A 17,734-nucleotide genomic window follows, 5' to 3' on the forward strand; every position below is an offset into this window, starting at 1 on the left:
ACGGCGCGCGCCCGGCCACGGCACTCAGGTGCTGGCCAGGCCCAGCAGCACGATGCCGCCGGGCAGCTGCGTGAGCTCGGCACCGTAGACGTCGCGCACCAGGAAGGCCACGTCGTCGAGCCGGTCGATCGAGAAGCTGGCCTGCACCTCGCTGCGCCCCAGCGCCGCGCTGGTGATCACCAGCCGGCCGTGGCGGTAGCGGTTGACCTCGGCCACCACCTGCGACAGCGGCACCCGGTCGAACACCAGCTGGCGCCGGCGCCAGGCGCTGACCGGGCCGGTGTCGACCGCCGCGACCGTGCCGAGGCCGGCCGCGCTCCAGCGCAGCTGGCGGCCCGCGTCGAGCCGCACGCGCTGCGTGCCGCGCGCCACCTCGACCTGGCCCGACAGGCAGGTCACGCAGACCTCGCCGTCGAGGTTGCGCATGTTGAAACGCGCGCGCTGCGCCGACACCGTGCCGCCCGCGGCCGTGACCGTGAAGCGCGTGCCGCCCGCGGCCTCGTTGGCGAACTCGGCCTCGCCGGCCACCAGCTCGACGCTGTCGCCGCCGCCGCCATCGCCCGCCGCGCGGCGCAGGTTCACGCGCGTGCGCGTGTTCAGTTGCAGCACCACGCCGCCGGCCACGTGCACCTCGCGCTGCTCGCCGGTGGCGGTGCTGTAGTCGGCGTTCCAGTCGGTCACCGGCGACCAGAGGCCGAGCGGCGGCGAGACCGCGAGGTAGGCGACCGAGGCCGCCACCGCGCCGCCGAGCCAGGCGCGGCGGCCCGGCAGCGGCAGCTTGTTGCGCGCGGCGCGCTCCTCCTGCCGGCGCAGCTGCAGGCCGGCCGGCGCCATCGCGCGCCAGACCTCGCGCGCCTGCGCGAAGGCCTGCGCATGCGCGCGGCTGCGCGCGCACCAGGCCTTGAAGGCGCGCGCATCGTCCTCGTTCGCCTGGCCCGAGGCCAGCCGCACCGCCCAGGCCTGGGCTTCGCGTTGCAGGGTCTTCATCGCGTCGGGATCTCCGGGTTCGTCGACGGCCGAGGCTTCATCTTTTTCAGCCTTCATCTTGCTTCGACTGTTTTCCCGCGCCGGGACCGAAGCGCTGGATGAAATCCCGGCCCAATCGCTCGCAGCAATGCTCGAGGCCGGCGCGCAGTTCCTTCTCGACCGTGCGCACCGACACGCCGTAGCGCGTCGCGATGTCCTTGTGCGGCATCTCGTCCACGCGCGCGGCCAGCACGATCGCCTTGCGCCGGCGCGGCAGCTCGGCCAGCGCGCGCTCGAGCGCCGCGATCTGGTCGCGCGCCTCGGCGCCGCGCGCCGGGTCGGCCATCTCGTCGGCCATGTCGTAGAGCGCCTCGACCTCGCCCACGCTCAGCAGGCGCGCGTTGCTCTTGCGCTGGTCCTCGGCCACGTTGAGCGCGATGCGGAACAGGTAGGCCGAGGGATAGCGCACCTCGCTGCGCACGGTGCTGTTCTCCACCCGCAGGAAGGTTTCCTGCAGCGCGTCGTTGGCCAGGTCCTCGGAACCCAGGCGCATGTGCAGGTGCTTCCTGAACTGGGCGTAGCGCGCGAGGAACAGCGTCCGCAATGCGGCCTTGAAGCGGTCGGGCATCGTCGCTCCCTCAGCCCGCGCGTGCCCGATGGGGGCGGCAATCGCGCGCCGGGTCGGTGCGCGGCGTCAGCAGGATCGTGAGCGGCTGCGGCAGCGCGGGCGGCGGCGCATCGAGCGCCAGGTCGCGCAGGCTGCGCAGCACGCGCGCGTCGCGCTCCTGCTGGCCGCTGCCCTCGAGCACGCGGACCTCGCGCACCGCGCCGTCGTCGCCGATCCACAGCTGCAGGCCGAGGCGGTAGCGGCCGAAGGCGTCGGGCTGCGCGATGCACAGTACGCGCGTGATCGAGGATTGCAGCGCGGCCGCGTAGGCGCGCAGGTCGGCGACGGCCTCGTCCTCGCCGCCGACGGCCTCGCCGCGCGTTGCCGCGGGTGCGTTCGCTTCCGCCACGAACTCGGGCACCAGCGTGAACGACTGTTCGCCGACATAGCGCGCCACCAGGCCCGAGCCCGCGAGCAACTGGCGCAGCGCCTCGCGCGGCGCCAGTTGCCCGCGCACCGGCGAGGCCGCGCGGCCCGCGGCCAGGCTGCTGCTGACCAGCACCGAATGGCCGGTGATGCGGCCGAACTCGGCCAGCGCGTCCTGCAGCGGCTGGGCCTGCATGTCGAAGTTGATCGCGCCGGCCGCTTCGCGCGGACCGGGCATTTGCGCCTGGGCGAAGCGCGCGCCCATCATCAGCAGCACGACGAGGCACCAGGACAGCGACAGGGCACTGCCCGAGGCGGAAGCACGTGTCATGAGGCGGAGGAGGAAGGCAAGGGAGTGCGGCGGAGAGAAAGTGGGCGACTGGCGCGGCCGTCCGCCTTGCGGTCTGGATCGATGTTCGCGGCCTGAGGCTATTCGTCTGACATGACCGACCCATGACAGGCGCCGCGCACCCGGGTTCGCGACATCGCGGCGACTTGTTCCCGGCCTAGACTGGCGCGTTTTTTCTTTCCCGGAGATCGGAGACGTCGATGCGCGCAGCCTGCTTCTGGATCGCGATGCTGGCCGGCCTGTCCGGCCCCGGCGCCATGGCGCAGGACGCCGAGCCGCCCCCGTCCTGCATCGAGGCGACGGTGAACGGCGAACGCGCGCCCTCCTACGACTGCCTGACGCAGAAGATGCGCCCGCCCGCCTCGGCACCGCGCGATGCCGAGGGCACGCCGCAACTGGCCTCGGAGGCGATCGCCAACCGGCCCTCGAACCAGCTCGGCCTGTTCAACCGCGCGGCCACCAGCACCCGCATGGGCAATACCTTCGGCACCTCGGTGTATCCGCAGCGGCCGCCGCCGGTGGCGCCGGTGTCGCCGCTGATTCCGGGGCGGTGAGGGCCTCGCGCCCGGATGACGCCTCAATCCCCGAAAGTTCCGGTGTCCAGCGCCGCATTGCGTCCGCAAAGAAGCACGCCGACGCGGTTCCCCGGCGCTGGAACGAAGGCCCCGTCGAGCAAGGCAGCCAGCGCGGTGGCGCCTCCGGGCTCCGCGATCAGACCGTAGGCTTGCCACAGCAAGCCCTGCGCTCGAACGATCGCGTCGTCCGAAACCAGAACGACTCGATCGACCGATGATGCGCAGATCTCGTGGACACGATCGCTGACCCTGCTGGGCCCCAGTGAATCCGCCGCGATCGATCGGACCTGGATCGCAACGGGATGTCCGGCCGCCATCGATGCGTGCAGTGCGTTCGCCCCCATCGGCTCCACGGCGATCACTTTCACGCCTCGTCCTGCGTACCAAGAGGCAATCCCGCTGACCAGGCCACCTCCGCCCGTTGCAACCAGAACGGCGTCGAGGCCCGGACACTGAGCCTCCCATTCCTTGCCAATCGTTCCCTGTCCCGCGATCGTGGCTTCGTCGTCGAACGGATGCACGTGCAGCGCGCCCGCTCGGGCCACGTGGTCGAGACAAGCCGACTGTGCCTCATCATAGGACGTGCCATGCAGCCTCAGATCCGCGCCGAGCGATCGGATCGCTTCGATCTTGACGCGACTCGCACTCTCGGGAACGAACAACGTGGCCCGGATCCCCAGCGTTCTCGCGACATGGGCCACTGCAATGCCGTGGTTGCCGCCCGATGCGGCGGCAATACCGGCCGCCGGCACCTCGCGCTGAAGCACGTTGTTGAACGCGCCGCGGGGCTTGAACGATCCGGTGCGCTGCAGCAGCTCGAGCTTCAGGCAGACCCGGGCCCGGTCGGACAGTTCGCCACGCGGCAGTTCAAGCACCGGTGTCTTGCGAACGAAGTCACCGATCCGGGCATGTGCCGCCTCGATGGCTTCTCGTGAAATGGCAGAGCTCATGCAGATCCTCTGAGTTCATGGTCGAGGAATCCGAGCGTATTCCGTGTTTCTTGCCAATCACAGGGGGTCAATTGGCAATAAGCTTGCGAATCAATGGAAAGTATGAAGGGGCTGCCGATGATCGAAACCGCGGTGCTGCGCTACTTCCGCGAGGTTGCGCGAACCGGATCTCTGACGGCCGCGTCGGAAACGCTGGGTGTCGCGACCAGCGCCATCGGCCGGCAGGTGCGGATGCTCGAGGATCACTTCGGCGCCCGGCTGTTCAGCCGCGAAGCCAGGGGCATGCGGTTGAACGCGGCCGGCACTCTGTTGCTGGAATTCCTGTCCAGGCAGGCGGAAGAGACCGCGGACTTCCGTGCGCGCTTCGACGAATACCTGAAACTGCCCAGAGGCCATGTCCGGATCGCTGCGATCGAGGGCGTCATCCCTCGCCTGCTCTCGGAGTTCACCAAGGCATTCCATCGTGCGAATCCACAGGTCAGGATGTCGCTGGCGATCGTGGGCTCCAACGCAGCGGCCGACATGGTCGCCGAGCAACAGGCCGATCTGGGACTGCTGTTCGGCCCCGCCCCGCGCGGCGACCTCATCGAGCTCGCATTCATGCGACAGCCGCTGTACCTGGTGGTTTCCGCCACGCATCCGCTGGCACGCAGCAAGTCCTGCTCGGTCGCCGAAGCGGTTGGATACCCTGTCGTGATGCCCGACAGGAGTTTCGGCATCCGGCAGGAGATCGATCGGGTCGCTGCGCTGAGTGGCATTCAGCTCGATCTGGCAATGGAGACCAACTCCATCGCACTGATGCGCCAGATCGCGGTCAACGGAGTCGCCGTGACCTTCCTGCCTCGACATGCGGTTCTCGATGAAGTCGAGGCCGGCGCATTGACCACCGTCGCGCTGCGGGAGAGGCGCCTGTCGAAGACGAAGATCACGCTGGTCCGTTCCGCCGCACGGCCATTGGCCCCCGCGGCGCAAAGGGCCGTCTCGCTGCTGCGGTCACTGATGACCGCGCATTGAGCGCCGTTCAACCGCCGCCGGTTGCCGAGCCCGGGGTACCCGAAGGCTCGATCAGCAGGAAATGAGCTTCCTCCTGCGCAATGGGACGATGCTCCACGCCACGTGGTACCACGAACAGTTCGCCAGCCGCGACCGTGACGCTGCGGTCGCGCATTTCGATGGTGAGGCGTCCCTTGAGGACTAGAAAGAAATCATCGGTGTCGTCATGCCGATGCCATTCGTAAGCGCCCTGTGCCTTGACCACCATGATCTGGTTGTCGTTGAAGCGCGCCACGGCGGTGGGCTCCCACGGCATCGACGATGCCGGCAGGGCGGTGCCTGGATTCACTGGATTCATGGATCGAAACTCCCTGTATTGAATGCGACCCGAACGATCGCTCGGATGCGCCACAGTGCGGCGCGAAGTCAGTACGCAGCCAACGCCTCCGCCCGGCATGCCAGTATGGCGGCATTCGCGCGCGCTGCCATTCCGCTGCCTATCAGCAATCTCTTCTCGATGGTGTATTTGCCATCGAGGCTCGGTGTCCTGAAGTCGTCAAGGTCGGCGCCGGTCAGTCCCTCGACGCTGGCACCGTGGATGCAATTGCAATAGGCGGCGGCCTCCCTGACCTCGACGTCCTGCAGGCCCTGCATCGTGGGCAGCAAGGCCATGCAGACAGGCAGCGAGGACTGCACGTAGCCCGACAGCCTGGCCTCGTCGGACGTCGGTGCGGGCCGCGTTTCCATGGCCTTGATGGAGGCCTGTTCCCGTGTGATCCGCTCGATGCCGGGGAACTGCGCGCAGCTCAGCAGATGCCGGGAATCCTCCGGGAAGTCGCCCCACCCTGGCCGAATAGCGCGAGAGAGGCTGCGTTGCGCGGCCTCTCTTCGCGATGCCGGGCGCCCTCCTCAATATCCCAGCGTTCGCCGCTCCGCCGGCGTGAGCTGGTTGCGCTCGGCCGGCCCCATGGCCGAATCGCCGAGCACCTGCACCGCGCTGCCGCTGCGGTAGCCGCCGCGCTGCGGCGCGGCATCGTTGCCACCGGGCGTGCTCGGCGTGCCGGACGCGGGCTCGTTGCCGAAGCCCAGCACGCGCACCGTGAACACCGAGGGCAGCGCCTGCCGCGCGGCCGCGCGCTCGCGCTGCACCGAGTCCTGCGCGGCCATCGCGGCCTGCGAGGCCGCGGCGCTGGCGCTGGTGAGCGCGCCCACGTTGACCGAAGCCACCACCGGCAGCCCGGCCGACTCCCCCTTGACCTGGATGTTGGCCGCGTTGACCACCTGCAAGGCCGCGAGGTTCACGTTGCCCGACACGCGGATGCCGGCCTCGCCCGCGTCGATGGTGCCCAGGGGCGCGATCAGGTCGACGTCGCCCGGCGGCACCTCGGCGATCGGGGCCAGCGTGGCGATGCCGGCGCCGCTGCTCGGCACGTTCGACGACAGCCGGATGTTGCCGAGCGCGTCGTAGCTGCGCTTGGGCGGGGTATAGACCAGCGTGGTCTTGCTGCCGCGCCCGGCATTGATGTCGCCCTCGGCCGACCAGGCGAGGATGCCGCCGCCGAAGGTGGTCATGATGCGAGAGAGGCCCAGCAGCACGCTGTCGCGCGTGTAGATCTCGACCGCACCCTCGCCCTGCGTGAGCAGGCCGGTGCTCGGCGGCGGCAGCACGCCGTTGGCGCCCAGCGTGAGTCCGCCGCCGGGCACCAGCACCTGGATGTCGCCGCCGAACTGGGTGTGCGCTCCAGCGCTGCCCTGGAACACGATGTCGCCGCGCCCGGTACCCTCGGGCAGCAGCGCCGCGATCGCCGCGCGCCCGCGCAGGTAGCTGCCGGCACGGCGGCTGTCGGGATCGTTGTACTCGCGCCCGCCCTGGCGCAGTTCCTCGTAGAACACCTCGCGCACCAGCACGCCCTGCTGCTCCACGGGCAGCGCGAGGAAGGCCGCGAGCGCGCCCTCGGCGCCGCCCGCGTAGCCGAAGCGCTCGCGCAGCCAGGCCAGCAGCCGGTCTTCGTAGGTCTTCGCGACCTTGCCGGCCTGGTCGGCCAGCGGCGCGCCCGGGTCCGCCAGGTTGGCGCGGTCCAGGTAGCGCGCGGCGAAGCCGGCGTAATCGGGTCCGCGCGCGCCCATGCCGGCCGACAGCACGATCGAGGCACCGGGCCGCGTGTCGCCCTCGAAGATCGGCCCGATGCTGCGCAGCGTGAAGTTCGAGGAGGAGTTATCCGCCGGCAGGCCCTGCTGGATGCTGCGTCCCGCCGTGACCTCGAGCAGGCCCGGGCCGGCCAGGTCGATCCGGGTGTTGAGGATGTCGCGCCCGGCCTGCAGCACCGAGACGTCGGTCGGCGCGTTGTGCGAGACGAAGCCGCTGGCGAGGATGTCGCGCCCGGCGCGCAGTTGCAGCGGCCGGGCGGCGATGTAGTAGTGCTCGATGTCGCGGCCCCCTTCGACCAGGGCGCGCTCGAGGCCGTTGACGGCCATGATGTCGCCGCGCACCGCGTACAGCCGGATCGGCTCGCCGCCCGCGGCATGCAGCGCCGTCGCGCGGTCCACGCCGTGGGCGAACAGCACGCTGCCCTCGAACAGCGGTTCGTAGATGTCGCCCTCGGGCGAGGGCCGGTCGATCGCCGCGTAGTAGTTGCTGGCCAGGCGCGAGCCGAAGGCGCTGAGCAGCCACAGCGGCGCCTGCGGCGTGGCGAGCGACTCGAGGGCGGCGCTCGATATCGACGAGGTGCCGAAGATGTTGTCGCGCGCGAGCAGCTCGAGCAACCCCTGGCGCGATGGCGCGAGATTGATCGCGGTGGTGACCGAGCCGTTCGCGGCGATGGCCGAGAAGCGACCCGGGTCGTAGCGCAGCGCGTTGCTGTCCAGGCTCAGCACCGGCCGCTGCAGGATGTCGCCGCCGGCCGAGAACAGTTCGAGGCCGCTGCGCTCGGTCCACAGCGAGAACGCGCTGACGGCCGAACCGTCCTGCCCCTGCGAGGAGGCCTGCGTCTCGCCGCCGCGCAGCGGCACCCGGCCCGCGTCGCGCGCGGTGATCACGGACAGGTCGCCGCGCGCCTCGAGCGTCATCGCGCCATCGCCCACCAGCAGGTTGATGCCGCCGAAGCCCGCGCGGTCGCGCGGCGCGCGTACATCGACGGCGCGCGGATCGCCGCCGGCCTTCAGGCCATAGCCCGCCTCGAGCGACATGCCGATGGTGCCGGCGCGCACCCGGCTGTCGCCGCGCAGGTTCACGACCTGGCCGGTGGTGACCGGCATGTTGCCCGTGTCGACGCCGGTGTTGAGGCGGCCGCCGACCTCCAGGCTCAGGCGCCCGCCGCCCGAGACCGCGAGCGTGCCGTCGGCGCCCACGCGGCCGGTGGAGGCGACGAACAGGTCGAGCGCGGATGTGGTGGCCGTGAAGTCGTTCATGCCGATGTTGGATGTCGATCCGGCGTCGCCGCCCGCGCGCACCGTGAGATGGCCGCCGCCCAAGGTGCCGATGCCGTTGAAGCCCGCGAGCTCGACGCCGCCGGACAGCGGCGACAGCACGTACTGGCCGAAGTTGATGCCCCAGGCCGTGCGCTGCCCGAGTTCGCTGCCGCCCTGGCGCCAGAGCCAGCGGCCGATGTCGTTGCTGAACTTGAGGTTGCCGATGTCGCTGTAGACGTGGCCACGCATTTCGCCCTGGGCCGCGAGCAACAGGTCGCCGCCGCCCTCGGTGAAGAACATGCGGCGCGCGTTGAGCGTGGCTTCGTAGTCGGGATAGCCGGCGAGCACCGAGCCGTCCCAGCCCGCCGCGCGCGGCAGGTCCCAGGCCTCGCTGCCCGCGATCTGCGTGCCGGCGGTGTAGACGCCGAACGGCGTCATCTGCCGGTAGTCGCGCCCGGCCAGCAACTCGAGGGAGCCGGTGCCGGTGCGCAGCACCGACAGCCCGGCCTCGGGCGAGAACTGGACCGCGACCTGGTGCGGGTCGTCGAGCAGCAGGTCGCCGCTGTCGCGCAGCCGCGATGCGGCCGCCAGCGTGCGCGTGTCGGCCGCGCCCAGGTCGGCGCCGCCCACGAGGCGCATCGACCACGAACGCATGCCGGGCGCCAGCATGTCGGCCACGGCCATCATGCGGCCCCGGCCGTCGGGCCGGTCGGTCCAGCCGAAGTCGTCGGGCGTGTCGGGCGGCGGCGCGAAGCCGTCGGAGATGCTGCCGTTGACGACGAGGTTGCCGCCCGCGCGCAGCACCAGCACGCCCGGTTCGCCCGAACCGCGCCGCGCGCTGTCGGCGCCGGGGCCGTAGCGGTAACCCGAGAGATCGATCTCGCCGCGCACCCGCAGGTCGCCCGCTGCGCGGACTTCCACGCCGGGCCGCAGATGGAAGGCGGGGCCCTGCGCGCGCAGCCCGGCCAGCCGCGCCTGGGTCGCGCCGCTGGCGTTGGCGGCGTCGATGAAGGCCACGCTGGCGGCATGCAGCCGGTCCAGGTACGCCTGGTCGACCATGCCGTCCGCGGGCGTGTCGCGCGCGAAGGCATTGACCGCGATGCTCTCGGCGCCGCGCACCGCCACGCCCGCGGCGGCATCGACCGCCACGCCGTCGGTGCCGAGGCGCCGTGCGTTGATCTCGAGCCGGCCGCGCGCGACCGCGTCGGCCGCGCGCAGGTCGATCGTCGCGCCCGCGTCCAGCCGCACCGTGCCGGCCGTGGAGCCGAGTTCCGCCTGCGCCCTGTTCGAAGCCTCGATGGCCTGGCCGCGCCCGTCGAGCGCGAGCCGCGTGCCCCGCGCGTCGAGCACCGCGCCCGATGCGAGCACGAGGTCGTCGCGCGCGGCGAGGCGGATCGTGCCCACGTCCTCGCCGCTGGCGTCGATGCGGCCGTTGACCGTGAGCCGCCCGCCGTCGGCCGAGACCTCGATGCGGTTGGCGCGCAGCTCGTCGCCGATCGCGAGGTCGCCGGTCTTGACCACGAAGCCGCGGCCGCCGAAGACGCCGCCCTCGTTGAGCCGCCCATTGAGCCCGGCGAAGTCGTCGAGCGCGCGCGCGCGGATGTCGATGCTGCCGGACTCGCGCGCCCGCGGCGAAGCGCCGAGGATGCGCCCCGCGAGCGTCACGCGGCCGTCGGCGCCGGTCGCTGTGACGCGGACCGAACCGGCCGGCTTGCCGGCGGCCGAGACGTCGATGCGCGAACCCGCGGCCTGCGCGACGGCGCCTTCGGCCGATTCGATCAGCAGGTCGCCGCCGCTGCTGAAGCGCGTGACGTCGAAGAAACCGAGGGCGCGGCCCGCGAGGTCGATGGCCGCGCCGTCGCCGAGCCGGATGTCGCGCTCGGCCTCGAGCACCAGCCGGCCGCTGGGCAGCGCGACCGCGGTGTCGAGCAGGACCGAGCGGCCCGCCAGCCGGACTTCGGCGCCGAGCGCGTCGAGGCGCGCCGTGTCGCCCGCGCCCCGGTTGCCTTCGGGCGCGCTCACGCGCACCGCATCGCCGGCGCGGTAGCTCATGAACGAGCCGGCCTCGCCGGTCAGCAGCGGCGTGCTCAGCAGCAGTTCGCCACCGCTGCGGCTGGCCGCGTCGGTGCCCTGGCGGTACACCGAGAGCGTGGCGCGCCGATTGGCGGTGATGCGGTCGCTGGCCTGCAGGCCGACGTGCGAGAAGCCGAGGATCAGCCGGTCGAGCGCCGCCTGGTCCTGGCCCCGCTGCGATGGTCCGTAGCCGAACTCGATGCGGCGCGCATCGACGACCAGGCTGCCGGCACCGGTGCCCGGGCCGCCGGGCGTCACGGGGCCGGGGCCGCGGCTGGTGAACGGCGACTCGGGCGAGCCGCTGCCGGCCGCGAGACCGTTCCAGATCAGCGTGCCGGTCGCGATGCGCGCGCTGTCGCCGGCCGTGCCCCAGCCGTAGATGGCGGGCGTGTTGAGCATCAGCACCGTCTCGGGGACGCCCTCCCCGCGCGCCGCGCGCAGGTCGAGCGCGACGCTGCCGAAGAAGTTGAGCGAGTGGGTCGCCGTCAGCGAGAGCTGCTCGATCGGCGTCTGGCCGGGCACGGTGGGCCGCAGCAGCCGCTCGAGCATCTCCTGGCTCAGCCGCACGCCGGGCCCGATCGCGCCCTGCGCCTCGGCCGCGGCGAAGGATGCGCGCGTGCCGACCTGGATCGCGGGCGCGGCCATGCTCAGGTAGCGCGCGTTGATCTCGGCCTCGCCGAGCGTCACCGGGCCGCTGCTGAGGAAGCTCACGCTGCCGCGGGTGCGCAGCATCGCGCCGTCGTCGATGGTGATCGCGCCCTGGCGCGCGGAGGCGTTGCCCTGCGGCGGCGCGAAATCGTAGACGCCGTTGCCCACCGCGAGGATCGCGCTGGCGCCGTTGCTTGCCGAGTCGAGGTAGACGTAGCCCTGGGTCGAGTCGAAGCCCGTGGTGCTGCTGCGCGTGGTGTCGATCAGCGCGCCGCGCTCCACGCGCACGTCGTGGCCCGACAGGAAGACCTGGCCCGCGGCCAGCCGCGCGCCGCCGCGCACGATCACGACCTCCTGCTCGGCGCTGTTGACGACCACGTGCGGGCCGACCGGGACCGCGGCCTGCCCGACGGTCACGAACACGTCGCGCAGGCCGTAGGTGCCGCCCACGATCAGCGTGCCCGCATCGAAGGCCGAGAGCTGCGCCGCGTCGAAGGCGGCGAAGTCCGGCGTGGGCGCCATGCCCGGCGCCAGCACTTCGACCGCGCGCCGGCCGGTGAGGAACAGGTGGCCGTCGTAGACGCCGGCCGTGCCGGCTTCGCCGCGCAGCCTCGCCACGCCCTCGAAGGACAGCACGCGGCCGGTCGCGCTGGCGGTGTCGATGTGCACGCTCTGGCCATCGCGCTCGAGCCGGGGCCGCGCGCCGCCGAACAGGGCGACGCGCGCGAGCGCGAAGTCGGCATAGCTGGTCTCGTTGTACTGCGAGAGGCCGCGCACCGCGCTGCCGGGCGTGAGCGTGACGGCGGTGGGCAGCGCGTCGCGCACCGCGGTGTTGGCGATGGCCAGGTAGCCGCTCGCGCGCATCGAACCGCTGGCGCGCACCGTGTCGAACGGGCCGGCCTGGTTCTGCGCGCCGAGCTCGATGCGCCAGGCACCGGGCAGCAGCGCATAGGTCGAGGGCAGCAGCGTGTAGGTGCCAGCGGGCAATCCGCCCACGGGTGCGTCGAAGCGGATCTGCTGGCCCACGCGCGGCGCCCCCGCGCCGGTATCGGGCGCCACCGGTGCGTAGCCGCCCGCGAAGCCCGGCACCAGCGCATAGACACCGGCGCCCGCGCTGCTGAAGCCGTAGGTGGGATTGGCATCGATCAGCGGCGTGCGCAACACGTCGACCGAGCCGCCGCGGCCGGTGAAGAAGCCGGCGCCCGTGAGCTGCCCGCCGCCCGACACGTCGAGCACCGCGCCATGCTCGGCCGTGATCCGCGACTGGCCGAAGGCCACGCCGGGCCGCACGAACAGCTCGGCATACTGCGTCGGCTTGCCGGACACGGCCGCGAGCGGCAGGTACTCGACCTCCTGGCCGTTGTAGCTGTAGCGGATGTTGTCCACCGTGCCGCCATAGGGCATGACGAGGCCCGCGGCGCTGGTGGAGGTGAGGCTGCCGTCGCGCAGCAGCACCTCGAACATCTGGTCGCGCAGCGGCGGCGTGCCGATGCCGAAGGCGGGCTTGGTGCCGAAGACGATGCTGCCCAGCGGTGCGCGCACCACCCCGCCCTGGTCGATGGTCGCGGCCGCCAGCGTGAGCGTGCCGAAGGCCGAGGCCGGCGGCTCGGGCACCGTGCCCGTGCCGCGGATCGTGAGCCGGCGCGCGGGATCGTAGTGGTCGGGCTGTCCCGGACGCAGGGCCACGCGCAGGTCGCCCGTGGCGCCGGTGGTCGGGTAGAGCTGGGCCGCGCTCACCGTGAGGTTGCCGCCGACCTCGATGGTGCCGTTGGTGAAACGGACGTCGCCTCGGCTGTCGAGCAGCACCTCGTCGAAGCCGGCGAAGTCCAGTGGGCGGGTGACGATCTGGCCGCCGCTGGACGTGGGCACCATGCTCTGGCTCACGCCGATGGCGCCGAACAGGTTGGAGGCGCGCACGTCGATCAGCGCGGCCTCGATCTCGAGCCGGCCCCGGTTGACGGTCGAGGTGCCGGTCTGCACCAGCCCCGACTGGAATTCGTTCTGCTGCACCGGGATCACGACCTTGCCGTCGAGCAGCACGTAGGGCGCGGCCAGCCGCACCCGCGCGGGCGGCGCGGCCGGCGCGCTGGCGAAGGCACCGCGGCGCAGGATCAGGCTCTCGGGCAGCCGCAGGTCCAGGTCGCCCTCGAAGCTGAAGACGTCGCGGCTCCAGAGCTCGAGCGTGCCGAAGCCGCCGTCGCGCACCTCCTCGGCACTGAGGCGGGCGCGCGCGTCGACCGGCGAGCCGTCGGCCTCGCCGGGCCGCAGGCCGGCCGCGGCACCGCTGGCGACGCGCTCCTGCGCCAGGGTCAGGACCTGCACCCGGTGCGGGTTGCTCATCGGGTTCTCGAGCACCAGGTTCAGCGTGCCGCCGGCCGCGCCCTCGCCGCCCGCGGCGGCGCGCAGCCAGCCGTCGTTGAAGATGCCGCGCGAGGAGCCGATGCGGATCAGCCCACCGTCGCCGGCCAGCCGTTGTGCCCGCGTGCCGCCGGGCGGCAGGTTCTGCGGCGCGGCGTCGACCTCGGCCGTGGCGCCCGAGGCATCGAGCCGGGCGCCGGGCCGCACGATCACGTGCATGCCGGTGGCCTTCAGGAAGTCGCGGTCGGCGCGCGTGTAGTCCTCCAGGCCGATGCGGATCGAGCCGCCATCGGGCGCGATGCCGTAGCGCAGGCCGTGGTCGTCGATCGCGACGTGGGCGCGGCCCGCGGCGTCGAGCACCGCCTCGCCGCCGATCCAGATCGAGGTGCCGATCGGCGCCAGCTTCGGATCGGTGGTGCCGCGCGTGGCGGCACTGGCCAGCACGATATCGCCGCCGGGCGCGATCACCTGGCCTTCGACCGTGAGCTGGCCCTGCGCCACCAGGCGCGCCTGGCGCCCCGGATCGACCTCGATGCGCACGCCGCGCGCGAGCTCGAGCTCGGCGCCCTGCAGGCTCAGGTCGGCGCCGGCGCGCTGGCTCAGGCGATGCCGTGGCGCATCCTCGGCGTACAGCGGCGGCAGCCAGCGCTCGAGCGCGCGCGCGGTGTCGGTGCCGCTGGCCAGTTCGCCCGCGTCGGCGGCGGCGCGCAGCACCGGCATGCGCGGCGCGAGATCCTCGAGCACGCGCACGCCGCTGAAGCTGCCGATCCGGTACCTGGAGAAGCCGCTTTGCAGCAACGCGGGGTCGAGCCGCAGCGCGGGCGCGAACGCGATCGTTTCGTCGAAGTACGCGCCGCGCTCGACCAGGCGTCCCGCGAGATAGACCGAGGCGATCGCCGAGCGCTCGCCCGCCTCCTGGGTCAGCACGTAGGGCTGGACTGGAATGCCGAGCGGGAACACGGCCGAAGGCAGCACCGTGCCTATCGGCAGCTGGCCGCCGAAGGCATTGATGCGCGTGCCCGCCGGGAGCGGGCTGCCGGGCGGCAGAAAGCCCTGCGGCGTGTAGACCGAGACATAGGGTGGCAGCACCCAGTCGGCCGCGGTCACGAGGGGCGCGGCATTGGTGGGACTCAGAACGGACGGCAGCGCGAAGTCCTGCAGCGACACCGTCAACGGCGTCGAGATGCGTTGCGGCAGGCGCTCGCCGATGCCCACGTGCACGTCGCGCGCGAACACCACGCTCAGCGGCGACGGCGTGCCGGCCGCGAGCGTGCCGCCTTCGAGGAAGGCATCGGGCCCGAACAGCACGTTGGCCGGCGACTGCAGCGTGAGCGTGCCCCCGCCCAGCACGCCGCTCGCGCGCAGCTCGCCATCGATGCGCAGCAGCGCGTCGCCGGGGTTGTCCTCGAGGTTGGTCTCGACCAGCGCGGCCCCGGCCAGCAGGCTCACGCTGCCGCCGCGCCCGCCCGCGAGCCGCCCGTTGCGCGCCAGCGTGGCGCCCGAGGACACGTCGACCAGGCTGCCGCGCTCCAGCGCGACGCCGCCATGCGTCATGCGCACCGAGAGGCTGCCGCCGTCGACGAAGGCGCTGCCGGCCGCGCCGTCGATATTGCCGCCCTCCAGTCGCTCGTTGGTCCACAGGCCGCGCAGGTCGAGCCGCGCGCCCGCGCCGAGCACGAAGCTCGCGGCGCCGTCGCGCTGCAGCAGGTCACCGATGTTGGGCGAGCCGGTGCTCGCCACCGGCGCGACGTTGCCCACCGCCACGCTGCCGGCGCGCGCCGTCACGTCGGCCTCGATGCGCGTCGAAGGCGCCACGATCTCGAGCCGGCCGCCGTCGGCCAGCCGCAGCGCGCGCTCGATGCGCACCTCGCCGTTGGCCACGATCTCCAGCCCGCCCAGGCCGAAGCCGGAGAGCCGCGCGGCGTCGAGGAAGGCGGTGCCGGTGCGCGCGGCGGGCAGCGCGGCCGACGGGTCGCCGGCGAGCGCATCGGCGACGTCGGCGAACTCGCCGATGCGCACCTGCATGTCGAAGGCACCGTCGGGCCCCACGCCGCCGATGCGTCGCAGCGCCAGCGTGCCGGCGCGCGCGACCGCGAGCTGCGACTGCAGGTAGCCGTCCTGCGCCGCGCCGCGCGCCTGGGTCTGGCGCGGGCCGCGGAACACCGTCGCCTCGATGTCGCCCTCGAGCACGGCCGTGGGCGCGCTCACCACCAGCCGACCCGCGTCGCGCCCGATCGTGTAGCCGTTCTCGAGCTGGCGCTGCGGGCCGATCAGCGGGTTGTAGAAATAACCGGTGGTGTTCTTGCCCCAGCGCGCATGCGCATCCTCGAAGCCGCGGTACACGCCCTCGAAGACCATGTCGGCCGGCGCGCGGTCGAGCCGGTACAGGCGCCCGTCGCCGCCCTTGAGCCAGCTCTGGTTCAGGTAGCCGGTGCGCACGTCGATCGAGCCGCCCGAGAGGTTGATCTGCGAGTCGCGCTGCGTCACCACCTCGGCGCCGGCGAGCGTGACATTGCCGCCCTGCGCCATCCACTCGCCGATGCCGCGCGGCTGGTTGCCCAGGTAGCCGCCGACCTCGAGCAGGCCGCCCGCGGTGTAGAAGCGGTCGCGGTCGTACACGCCCGGCTTGGCGGGCACGTACGAAAGCCGGCGCCGGTCGATCCAGACATTGGCGTTGGCGAGCTTGCCGGTGTCGCGGTTGAGCGGCGCGTCGCGCTGCTCGTTGCCCTGGATGTTGACCTGGACGTTGTTCGACGCCATCGCCACGCTCACGCCGACCGCGCCCGCGACATCCAGCCGCGCCTGCGCGCCCACGTACACGCGCCGCTGCGCGCTGACGGCGATCTGGCCGCCGGTCGCGAGCACCAGGGCGCCATCGTCGAACTGCACCTCGCCGCCCGACGTCACCTCGACGCGCGAGAGATCGCGCCGATCCTGCAGCCGCGACAGGTTGTCGAAGGCGCCCGGCACGGCCATGGTGCGCAGCCGGTCGAGCGCGACCGATTCGCTCACCAGCGCCTCGCGCTGGCTGTCCAGCGCGGTGAATCGATCGTCCGCATCGATCAGCACCGCCGTGACCGCCTCGCGCCCCGTGGCCACGCGCCCCTTGGTATCGGCCGCCGAGTTCAGCAGGTGCACCGTGCCGCGCGCATTGACGGTGGTGGTGGCCAGCGCCACGCCGTCCTGGCGCACCGTGCGGCCGGCCAGCGTGATGTCGCCCTCGGTGGCGACGATCAGGCCGCTGTTGCGCACCAGGCCGGCCGTGCTGTCGGGCGCGAACTGCGGCGCGATCTCGTTGCCGCGCGTGGTCGAGAAGGTGTTGGCCTCGGTGCCCACGCCCTTGCGGATCGCGAAGCTGTCGCCGGCCGCGAGCTGTGCCTGGCCGCGCGGCGTGGCGATGCTGCCGGCGTTCTCGACCTCGCGCCCGAGCAGCAGCACGTAGCCGCCGCCCTGCGTCACCGACGCGGGCTGCCGGGTCGCGATGCGCGCGCCGGCCTGCACCTCGACCTTGCCCGCCGCGTCGGTGAACACCGGCAGCGGCTGGCCATTGGACTGCGCGCTGTAGATGCCGTTGTTGCGGAACTGGTCGTCGCCGATGCGCGCCGCGGCCGCCACCAGGTTGCGCGTATCGACCTGGCTGGTGCCGCTGAACACCACGCCGTTGCGGTTGGCGATCAGCACCGTGCCGTCGGCCTTGATCCGGCCCTGGATGCGGCTGGGCCGCGCCTGCGGATCGTTGACGCGGTTGAGCACCGCCCAGTCGGGCTGCTGCTGGAACTCGACCGTGGTGTTGCGCCCGACGTTGAAGGTCTCCCAGTTGAGGATGGCGCGCTCGCCGGTCTGGCGGATCGCGACCGTGGTGCGGCCGCCGGCCTGCGTCTGCTGCGGTGCCTGCGCGTTGAGCCAGCCGGCGCTGAGGCTGTTGCCGTCCACGCGCAGGCCGCCCTCGGCCAGGCCGTCGGGCACCGAGGCCTCGCCCTGCGCGGCCAGCCGCGCCGCGGCCTGGGCCGCCTGCTGGGCCGCGATGCCGCGCGCGGCCAGCTGCAGGTTGTCGAGCGAGCGCTGCAGCTCGGCGTTGGCGCGCTGCTGCTGCGCCTGCGGGTGGGTCAGCAGCGCGGCCGGCTGGCCGTTGGGCAGCCGGCCGGTGGCGGCGGCCGTGGCCTGCGCCATGTTCTTCTGCGCCATCCAGCCGGCGCTGAAGGCGCGCTGGGCCTGCGCGCCGCCGGCGGCCAGCGCCATCGCGAGGCCGGCGACGGCCCAGGCGACGGGATGCAGCGGCCGCGCCTGGGCGCGAGGTGGATGGTGCGGCGGGGTTCGGTCGGTGGCGCGTCGCGGGATCGGAGACATGGTGGCGGGTCCGTGTGTGGGCATCGGGGTCGGT

9 protein-coding genes are annotated in these 17,734 nt (G+C 72.7%); 2 read left to right on the plus strand and 7 right to left on the minus strand.

The window, feature by feature from the left end:
* Positions 1-24 precede the first annotated feature (24 nt).
* From ACEN9J_RS05695 to ACEN9J_RS05705, 3 genes are read right to left on the minus strand one after another with little or no spacing between them, the layout of a single operon-like run.
* Positions 25-987 carry a FecR family protein gene (locus tag ACEN9J_RS05695; RefSeq protein WP_261205778.1) on the minus strand — a complete coding sequence of 321 codons (963 nt, stop codon included), beginning with the start codon at positions 985-987 and terminating at the stop codon, positions 25-27.
* A 46-nt stretch (positions 988-1,033) separates the two neighbouring features.
* Positions 1,034-1,594 carry an RNA polymerase sigma factor gene (locus ACEN9J_RS05700; RefSeq protein WP_057590199.1) on the minus strand — a complete coding sequence of 187 codons (561 nt, stop codon included), beginning with the start codon at positions 1,592-1,594 and terminating at the stop codon, positions 1,034-1,036.
* 10 nt (positions 1,595-1,604) lie between these two features.
* The gene (locus tag ACEN9J_RS05705) at positions 1,605-2,330 is read right to left on the minus strand and encodes an STN domain-containing protein (protein ID WP_413763566.1); all 726 of its coding nucleotides are present in this window, start codon (positions 2,328-2,330) and stop codon (positions 1,605-1,607) included.
* A gap of 218 nt (positions 2,331-2,548) precedes the next feature.
* Here ACEN9J_RS05705 and ACEN9J_RS05710 point away from each other — a divergent pair, with 218 nt between their 5' ends.
* Complete coding sequence (locus tag ACEN9J_RS05710) at positions 2,549-2,902, plus strand: hypothetical protein (RefSeq protein ID WP_261205781.1); 354 nt, start codon at positions 2,549-2,551, stop codon at positions 2,900-2,902.
* Positions 2,903-2,925: 23 nt separating this feature from the next.
* On the opposite strand, the gene ACEN9J_RS05715 is transcribed toward ACEN9J_RS05710, so the two are convergent.
* Positions 2,926-3,873 carry a threonine/serine dehydratase gene (locus ACEN9J_RS05715; protein WP_296732557.1) on the minus strand — a complete coding sequence of 316 codons (948 nt, stop codon included), beginning with the start codon at positions 3,871-3,873 and terminating at the stop codon, positions 2,926-2,928.
* Between the two features lie 117 nt (positions 3,874-3,990).
* On the opposite strand from ACEN9J_RS05715, the gene ACEN9J_RS05720 reads away from it, so the two are divergent.
* Entirely contained in the window at positions 3,991-4,887 is an 897-nt protein-coding gene (locus ACEN9J_RS05720; protein ID WP_413763567.1) for a LysR family transcriptional regulator, read from the plus strand.
* A gap of 7 nt (positions 4,888-4,894) precedes the next feature.
* On the opposite strand, the gene ACEN9J_RS05725 is transcribed toward ACEN9J_RS05720, so the two are convergent.
* The 3 genes from ACEN9J_RS05725 to ACEN9J_RS05735 form a co-directional block, all read right to left on the minus strand.
* Positions 4,895-5,224, minus strand: a complete 330-nt coding sequence (locus tag ACEN9J_RS05725; protein WP_296732573.1) for a cupin domain-containing protein — start codon at positions 5,222-5,224, stop codon at positions 4,895-4,897.
* A gap of 68 nt (positions 5,225-5,292) precedes the next feature.
* The gene (locus ACEN9J_RS05730) at positions 5,293-5,613 is read right to left on the minus strand and encodes a hypothetical protein (RefSeq protein ID WP_296732576.1); all 321 of its coding nucleotides are present in this window, start codon (positions 5,611-5,613) and stop codon (positions 5,293-5,295) included.
* A gap of 162 nt (positions 5,614-5,775) precedes the next feature.
* Positions 5,776-17,700 (minus strand): filamentous haemagglutinin family protein, encoded by an 11,925-nt coding sequence (locus tag ACEN9J_RS05735; RefSeq protein ID WP_413763568.1) that lies wholly within the window; start codon positions 17,698-17,700, stop codon positions 5,776-5,778.
* Between the last annotated feature and the right edge of the window lie 34 nt (positions 17,701-17,734).

This window comes from Variovorax sp. Varisp41 (genome assembly GCF_047325085.1).
Lineage (GTDB): Bacteria > Pseudomonadota > Gammaproteobacteria > Burkholderiales > Burkholderiaceae_C > Variovorax.

Coding starts and splice junctions, on each gene's coding strand:
- ACEN9J_RS05695 (WP_261205778.1), bottom strand. CDS start 987: ATGAAGACCCTGCAACGCGAAGCCCAGGCCTGGGCGGTGCGGCTGGCC.
- ACEN9J_RS05700 (WP_057590199.1), bottom strand. CDS start 1,594: ATGCCCGACCGCTTCAAGGCCGCATTGCGGACGCTGTTCCTCGCGCGC.
- ACEN9J_RS05705 (WP_413763566.1), bottom strand. CDS start 2,330: ATGACACGTGCTTCCGCCTCGGGCAGTGCCCTGTCGCTGTCCTGGTGC.
- ACEN9J_RS05710 (WP_261205781.1), top strand. CDS start 2,549: ATGCGCGCAGCCTGCTTCTGGATCGCGATGCTGGCCGGCCTGTCCGGC.
- ACEN9J_RS05715 (WP_296732557.1), bottom strand. CDS start 3,873: ATGAGCTCTGCCATTTCACGAGAAGCCATCGAGGCGGCACATGCCCGG.
- ACEN9J_RS05720 (WP_413763567.1), top strand. CDS start 3,991: ATGATCGAAACCGCGGTGCTGCGCTACTTCCGCGAGGTTGCGCGAACC.
- ACEN9J_RS05725 (WP_296732573.1), bottom strand. CDS start 5,224: ATGAATCCAGTGAATCCAGGCACCGCCCTGCCGGCATCGTCGATGCCG.
- ACEN9J_RS05730 (WP_296732576.1), bottom strand. CDS start 5,613: ATGGAAACGCGGCCCGCACCGACGTCCGACGAGGCCAGGCTGTCGGGC.
- ACEN9J_RS05735 (WP_413763568.1), bottom strand. CDS start 17,700: ATGTCTCCGATCCCGCGACGCGCCACCGACCGAACCCCGCCGCACCAT.